We start from the raw sequence: 7,522 nt of genomic DNA, 5'->3' as shown, positions 1-7,522 counted from the left end.
CGTGCCGGGCTACGGCATGGCGGTGGCGCAGGCGCAGCACGCGCTCAGGGAGATGTCGGACCTGCTGAAGGGGGAGGGGGTGGAGGTGCGCTACGCCATCCACCCGGTGGCGGGCCGGATGCCCGGGCACATGAACGTGCTCCTGGCCGAGGCCAATGTGCCGTATGACGAGGTGTTCGAGCTGGAGGAGATCAACCGCGACTTCGCCCAGGCCGACGTCGCCTTCGTCATCGGCGCCAACGACGTCACCAACCCGGCGGCGAAGTCCGACCCGGCGAGCCCGATCTACGGCATGCCGATCCTGGATGTGGAGAACGCCAAGACGGTGCTGTTCGTCAAGCGCTCGATGGCGTCCGGCTATGCCGGGGTCGAGAACGAGCTGTTCTTCCGCGACAACACCCTCATGCTCTTCGGCGACGCCAAGAAAATGTGCGAGGACGTGGCCAAGAGTCTGGCCGCGTAAGGGGAGGGCTCGCTTCCCTTTTTGTCATTGCCGGGCTTGACCCGGCAATCCAGGAGATGTCGAGACCCTCTGGATGCCCGGGTCAAGCCCGGGCATGACAGAAAAGGGAAAGGCACGCAAGCCAACCCGTCATACAGCTTCCTCCCGACTGGGCCGTGTCACGCCGTGGCGCGGCCATCTTTTTGCGTTGCAGCACAAACTGTCGCCGGATCGAGTAAAAAAAGACGAAGACATCCGCTTTCCCGTCTTGCCGGACCGATTCTTCTGGTATACAAAATTCTGAATTCAGTCGACCAAAGAGCCTCCGCGGGCCGGTCGCACGCTCTGGGACGGAACGCATGCTGGTGGATGGGGTGACGCTCGATGTCGCGCCGCTGGCCGCCAAGGCCAGCTACAAGGCCAAGGCGTATCAGGCCCTGCGCGACGCCATCGTGCGCATGAACATCTACGGCCACAGCCGCCCGATCCGGATCGACGAGCGGCAGCTCTGCGAGGCGCTGGGCATCAGCCGGACCCCGGTGCGCGAGGCGATCGCGCTACTGGAACAGGAAGGGCTGGTGCGGTCGATGCCGCGGCGCGGCATCTTCGTGGTGCGCAAGACCAGGGACGAGATCCGCGAGTTGATCGTGGTCTGGGCGGCGCTGGAAGGCATGGCTGCCCGCTTGGCGGCGGCGCGCGCCACCCCGGCCGAGATCCAGGGGCTGCGCGCCATGATCGCCGGTCAGGCGGCGGAGGCCGAATCCTCGGAGCGCTTCGCCGCCGCCAATATCGATTTCCATCAGGCGCTGATCCGCCTCGGCGACTGCGCCCTTATCACCGAGATGACCGAGTCCCTGTTCCTGCACATCCGCGCCATCCGCTGGACCCTGATCGGCCGGCCGGAGCGCGCCGAGCGATCGGTGGCCGAGCACGCCGCCATCGTCGAGGCGCTGGCGCGGCGCGATGGGGATCTCGCCGAGACGCTGGTCCGAAACCATGCCCTCGACCTGTCGCGGTCGATCGAGCGGCACGGCACCGGCTTCGAATGACCGCGCCGGCGCCGTCCGGCGCCGCGCATCCGAGACAAGAGGTGAAGGAGGAAGCGATCATGCCCGATACCACAGTGAAGGAAGCGGCCGCGACAGAGGAGGTGATCTCCGGCGGGCATCTCGTCGCCAAGGCGCTCAAGGCCGAGGGCATCGACACCATCTTCACCCTCTGCGGCGGCCACATCATCGACATCTATGACGGCTGCCTGGACGAGGGCATCCGCATCATCGACGTGCGGCACGAGCAGGTCGCGGCCCATGCCGCCGACGGCTATGCCCGCGTCACCGGCAAGCCGGGCTGCGCCGTGGTCACCGCCGGCCCCGGCACCACCGACGCGGTCACCGGCGTCGCCAACGCCTTCCGCGCCGAGAGCCCGTTCCTGCTGATCGGCGGCCAGGGCGCGCTCGACCAGCACAAGATGGGGTCGCTGCAGGACCTGCCCCATGTCGAGATGATGCGGCCGATCACCAAATTCGCCGCCAGCGTGCTGACCACCGAGCGTGTCGCTGACATGTGCTCGATGGCCTTCCGCGAGGCCTTCGCCGGCGCCCCCGGCCCGGTCTATCTCGAGATCGGCCGCGACATCCTGGACGGCCATGTGCCGCTGAAGAAGGCGAGGCTGCCGGAGGCCGGCCACTACCGCTGGTCGACCAAGAGCATCGGCGACCCGCGCGACGTCGAGAAGCTGGCCGACATCCTGGTGCATGCCAAGAAGGCCTGCGTGCTGCTGGGCCAGCAGGTCTGGACCTGCCGGGCCACCGAGGACGCGATCAACTTCGTCCGCACCCTCAACATCCCGGCCTATATGAACGGCGCCGGCCGCGGCACGCTGCCGCCGGGCGACCCGCACCACTTCCAGCAGACCCGCCGCTACGCCTTCGACAATGCCGACGTCATCCTGATCGTCGGCACGCCCTTCGATTTCCGCATGGGCTACGGCAAGCGCCTGGGCCGCAACGCCACGGTGGTGCAGATCGACCTCGACTACCGCACCGTCGGCAAGAACCGCGACGTCTCGCTCGGCCTTGTCGGCGATTGCGGCGCCATCTTCGCCGCCGTCACCCAGGCCGTCTCCGGCCGGGTCGACAATGGCGCCAGGGCCCGCGAGCCCTGGCTCGAGGAGCTGCGGGCCGAGGAGGCGAAGATGGAGGCGGCGCGGCTGCCGAAGCTGAAATCCGACGCCTCGCCGATCCACCCGCTGCGCCTGGCCTATGAGCTGAACGAGTTCCTGACCGAGAACACCGTCTATATCGGCGACGGCGGCGACGTCGTCACCTTCTCGGGCGGCGTGGTCAAGCCGCGGGCCCCGGGCCACTGGATGGATCCGGGCCCGCTCGGCACCCTCGGCGTCGGCGTGCCCTTCGCCATGGCTTCGAAGATCGCCCAGCCGGAGAAGGAGGTGCTCTGTCTGTTCGGCGACGGCACCTTCAGCCTCACCGGCTGGGACTTCGAGACCATGGTGCGGTTCGACCTGCCCTTCATCGGCGTGGTCGGCAACAACTCGCACATGAACCAGATCCGTTACGGCCAGATCCAGAAATACGGGCCGGAGAAGGGCAATGTCGGCAACAAGCTGGGCGACGTGCACTACTCCAAATTCGCCCAGATGCTCGGCGGCTACGGCGAGGAGGTCTACGAGGCCAGCCAGATCCGCCCGGCGCTGGAGCGGGCACGGGAATCCGGCAAGCCGTCGCTGATCAATGTGTGGATCGACCCCGACGCCTACGCCCCGGGGACCATGAACCAGACCATGTACAAGTGAGCGGCCGCGGGCGCGGGCTGGAAGGCCGCCCGCGCCCCGTCCGGTACCGGCACAAACACGGGAGAGAGACCATGGGCAAGGCCCTGGATGGGGTGCGCGTTCTCGACATGACCCATGTCCAGTCGGGACCCTCGGCGACGCAGATCCTGGCGTGGTTCGGGGCGGATGTGATCAAGGTGGAGATGCCGGGCCGCGGCGACATCACCCGCTCGCAGCTGCGCGACAAGTCGAATGTCGACAGCCTCTACTTCACCATGCTGAACAGCAACAAGCGCAGCATCACCATCAACATGAAGTCGCCGCAGGGGCAGGAGGCCTTCGTCAAGCTGCTCGAGCAGTCCGACGTGCTGATCGAGAATTTCGGCCCCGGCGTGCTCGACCGCCAGGGCTTCCCGTGGGAGCGGATTCAGAAGATCAATCCGCGGGTGATCTACGCCTCGGTCAAGGGCTTCGGCCCTGGCCCCTATGCCGACTGCAAGGCCTATGAGACCGTGGCCCAGGCCATGGGCGGGTCGATGAGCACGACCGGCTGGCAGGACGGCCCGCCGACCTCGACCGGCGCCCAGATCGGCGACAGCGGTACCGGCATGCACCTGGTTGCCGGCGTGCTCGCCGCGCTGCTGCAGCGGACCCGGACCGGCAAGGGCCAGCGGGTCGAGGTAGCGATGCAGGACTGCGTGCTGAATCTCGTCCGGGTCAAGATGCGCGACCAGCAGCGCCTGGCCGCCGGCCCGCTGCGGGAGTACCCGAACAAGGAGTTCGGCGACGCCGTGCCGCGCTCCGGCAACGCCTCGGGCGGCGGCCAGCCTGGCCAGGCGCTGCGCTGCGCCCCGGGCGGCGAGAACGACTACGCCTATGTCATCATCCAGCCGCAGGGCTGGGCACCGCTGATGCGGCTGATCGGCCGCGAGGAGCTGATCGAGGACCCGGCCTTCGCCACGCCGGAGGCGCGTCTGTCCCATCTCGACGAATGCTTCGGCATCATTGAGGCCTGGACCAGCCGGCGCAGCAAGATCGAGGTGATGCAGGCGCTGAACGATATCGACGTGCCCTGCGGCCCGATCCTCAGCATGAAGGACCTGATCGAGGACCGCTCGATGTACGAGCGCGGCATGCTGGTCGAGGTGCCGCATCCCGAGCGCGGCCACTACGTCCAGGTCGCCTCGCCGATCCGGCTCTCCGACAACGACGTGCCGGTCGAGCGCTCGCCGCTGCTTGGCGAGCACACTGAGGAGATCCTGGCCTCGATCGGCTACGACGCCGACACCATCGCCGCGATGCGCACCGCCGGCGCGATCTGAAGTCATCCCGACCAACGACCGGATAGCCTCAGGTGGGTCCGGTCCTCCCCCACATCCTTTGCTGAGCGAGGACCGCCATGAATGGCCATGTCGACGTCCAGGACGACGCCCGGACGACCGCCCGCAGCATCCTTGACACTGTGAAGCGGGACGGGCGCACCAGCCTGACCGCTCCTGAGGCCCGCCGGCTGTGCGAGGCCTGGCAGATCCCGATCCCGAAGGAGGCGCTGGCGACCACGGCCGACGAGGCGGCGGCCCAGGCCGAGGCGATCGGCTTCCCGGTCGTGCTGAAGATCGTCTCGCCGCAGATCCTGCACAAGACCGAGGCCGGCGGCGTGCTGGTCGGCGTCAAGTCGGCCGAGGACGTCCGTGCCGGCTTCCAGCGCATCGTCGAGAGCGCCGGGCGCTACGACCCGAAGGCCGAGATCGTCGGCGTCCAGGTCCAGCAGATGCTGGTCGGCGGGCAGGAGGTGATCGTCGGCGCCGTCACCGACCCCAGCTTCGGCAAGCTGGTCGCCTTCGGCCTCGGCGGCGTGCTGGTCGAAGTGCTGAAGGACATCACCTTCCGCCTCGCCCCGGTCGACCATGACGAGGCGCTGTCCATGCTGGACGGCATCCAGGCCGCGGCGGTGCTGAAGGGCGTCCGCGGCGCGCCGCCGGTCGACCGCGAGGCGCTGGCCGACCTGATCGTCAAGGTCTCGCGATTGGTCGACGCGGTGCCGGAGATCGTCGAGCTCGACCTCAACCCGGTCTTCGCCCGCACCGACGGCGCCATCGCCGCCGATGTCCGCGTGGTCGTCGACTTCGAGGCCAGGCCGGCGCGGCCGCGGCCATCGAAGGACGCCATTCTCGCCAAGATGAACCGGATCATGCGGCCCGACGCGGTCGCCGTGATCGGCGCCTCGGCCGAGGACGGCAAGATCGGCAACTCGGTGATGAAGAACCTGATCAACGGCGGCTACAAGGGCAGGATCTACCCGATCCACCCGAAGGCCACCGAGATCCTTGGCCTCCGGGCCTATCCCAGCGTCAAGGACGTGCCAGGCGACATCGACGTCGCGGTGTTCGCGATCCCGGCCAAATTCGTCGCCCAGGCGCTGACCGAGGTCGGCGAGAAGAAGATCCCGGGCGCCGTCCTGATCCCCTCCGGCTTCGCCGAGACCGGCAACCATGAGGGCCAGGAGGAGATCATCGCCATCGGCCGCACATACGACATCCGGCTGATGGGCCCGAACATCTACGGCTTCTACTACACGCCGAAGAACCTGTGCGCGACCTTCTGCACGCCCTTCGACGTGCAGGGCCGGGCGGCCCTGTCGTCCCAGTCGGGCGGCATCGGCATGGCGATCATCGGCTTCAGCCGGTCGACCAAGATGGGCGTCTCGGCCATCGTCGGCCTGGGCAACAAGTCGGATATCGACGAGGACGACCTGCTGACCTTCTTCGAGCAGGACGACGCGACCGACGTGATCGCCATGCATCTCGAGGACCTGAAGGACGGCCGCGCCTTCGCCGAGGTGGCGAAGGAGGTGTCGAAGAAGAAGCCGGTGGTGGTGCTGAAGGCCGGGCGCACCTCGCTCGGGGCGCGGGCGGCCAGCTCGCACACCGGGGCGCTGGCCGGCAACGACAAGGTCTATGACGACGTGCTGCGCCAGTCCGGCGTGATCCGGGCCAAGAGCCTGCAGGACCTGCTGCAGTTCGCCCGCGGCATCCCGGTTCTGCCGGCGCCGAAGGGCGAGAACGTGGTCATCATCACCGGCGCCGGCGGCTCGGGCGTGCTGCTGTCCGACGCCTGCGTCGACAACGGCCTGTCGCTCATGGCGATGCCGCCCGACCTCGACACCGCGTTCCGCAAGTTCATCCCGCCCTTCGGCGCGGCCGGCAATCCGGTCGACATCACCGGGGGCGAGCCGCCGACCACCTACCGCAACACGGTGAAGCTGGGGCTGGAGGACGACCGCATCCACGCGCTGATCCTCGGCTACTGGCACACCATCATCACGCCGCCGATGGTGTTCGCGAAGGTGATCACCGAGGTGGTGGACGAGATGCGGGCCAAGGGCATCAACAAGCCGATCGTGGCCTCGCTGGCCGGCGACGTGCAGGTCGAGGAGGCGGCGCAGTACCTCTACGACCACGGCATCGTCGCCTACCCGTACTCGACCGAGACGCCGGTCGCGGTGCTGGGCGCCAAGTACCGCTGGGCCCGCGCCGCCGGGCTGCTGTGATCGACTGAACGAAGGCGTCGGGGAGCGTCGGCCTCTCGGGGCGTCGACACCGCTCCCCCTCACCCGAAATCGCCAAGGCGATTTCGACCTCTCCCCAAGGAGAGGTGAAAATCCCCTCTCCTTGGGGAGAGGGAGGGACCCATTCGCGCCAGCGAATGGGAGGGTGAGGGGGAGGGGTGTCGATCGTCGGAGCCGATCTCGACCGGGCACCTCAGGAAGGGCAGGGCATGAACATCCACGAGTATCAGGCGAAGGGGCTGCTGGGGCGGTATGGCGTGCCGGTGCCGCGCGGCGGGGTGGCGTATACGCCGGAGGAGGCGGTGCGCGTGGCGGAGGGTCTCGGCGGCGGTGTGTTCGTCGTCAAGGCACAGATCCATGCCGGCGGCCGCGGCAAGGGCCACTTCCAGGAGGATCCGTCGGGCAAGGGCGGGGTCCGGGTGGTGAAGTCGGTCGCGGAGGTGGCAGCGCAGGCCGAGGCGATGCTGGGCCGGACGCTGGTGACGCTGCAGACCGGGCCGGCGGGCAAGGCGGTCGGCCGGGTCTATGTCGAGGAGGGCTGCGACATCGCCCGCGAGCTGTACCTGTCGCTGCTGGTCGACCGCAAGAGCGGGCGGGTGACGATCATCGCCTCGACCGAGGGCGGCATGGCGATCGAGGAGGTGGCGGCGGCGACGCCGGAGAAGATCCTGACGGTGGCGATCGACCCGGCCACCGGGCTGTCGGACTTCCACGCCCGCAA

Annotated in this window: 6 protein-coding genes; all 6 read left to right on the top strand. The window is 68.3% G+C overall.

Annotation, left to right across the window (positions count from 1 at the left end):
• On the top strand, positions 1-463 hold a 463-nt coding region (locus KXR53_RS35250; RefSeq protein ID WP_437380292.1), incomplete at its 5' end, for an NAD(P)(+) transhydrogenase (Re/Si-specific) subunit beta.
• A 338-nt stretch (positions 464-801) separates the two neighbouring features.
• On the top strand, positions 802-1,491 hold the full coding sequence (locus KXR53_RS35245) for a GntR family transcriptional regulator (protein ID WP_437380291.1): 690 nt from the start codon (positions 802-804) through the stop codon (positions 1,489-1,491).
• Between the two features lie 59 nt (positions 1,492-1,550).
• Positions 1,551-3,254, top strand: coding sequence for a thiamine pyrophosphate-binding protein (locus tag KXR53_RS35240; RefSeq protein WP_437380290.1), 1,704 nt, complete (start codon positions 1,551-1,553; stop codon positions 3,252-3,254).
• 71 nt (positions 3,255-3,325) lie between these two features.
• The gene (gene frc / locus KXR53_RS35235) at positions 3,326-4,555 is read left to right on the top strand and encodes a formyl-CoA transferase (protein ID WP_437380289.1); all 1,230 of its coding nucleotides are present in this window, start codon (positions 3,326-3,328) and stop codon (positions 4,553-4,555) included.
• A 77-nt stretch (positions 4,556-4,632) separates the two neighbouring features.
• Positions 4,633-6,783 (top strand): acetate--CoA ligase family protein, encoded by a 2,151-nt coding sequence (locus tag KXR53_RS35230; protein WP_437380288.1) that lies wholly within the window; start codon positions 4,633-4,635, stop codon positions 6,781-6,783.
• Between the two features lie 227 nt (positions 6,784-7,010).
• Positions 7,011-7,522: ATP-grasp domain-containing protein (locus KXR53_RS35225; protein ID WP_437380293.1), on the top strand; the 512-nt coding region annotated here is incomplete at its 3' end.

The organism is Inquilinus limosus, from assembly GCF_051487185.1.
Classification (GTDB): Bacteria; Pseudomonadota; Alphaproteobacteria; order DSM-16000; family Inquilinaceae; genus Inquilinus; species Inquilinus limosus_F.
The sequence above is the reverse complement of the archived record's forward strand: the minus strand, read 5'-3'. Positions and strand labels throughout refer to the sequence as shown.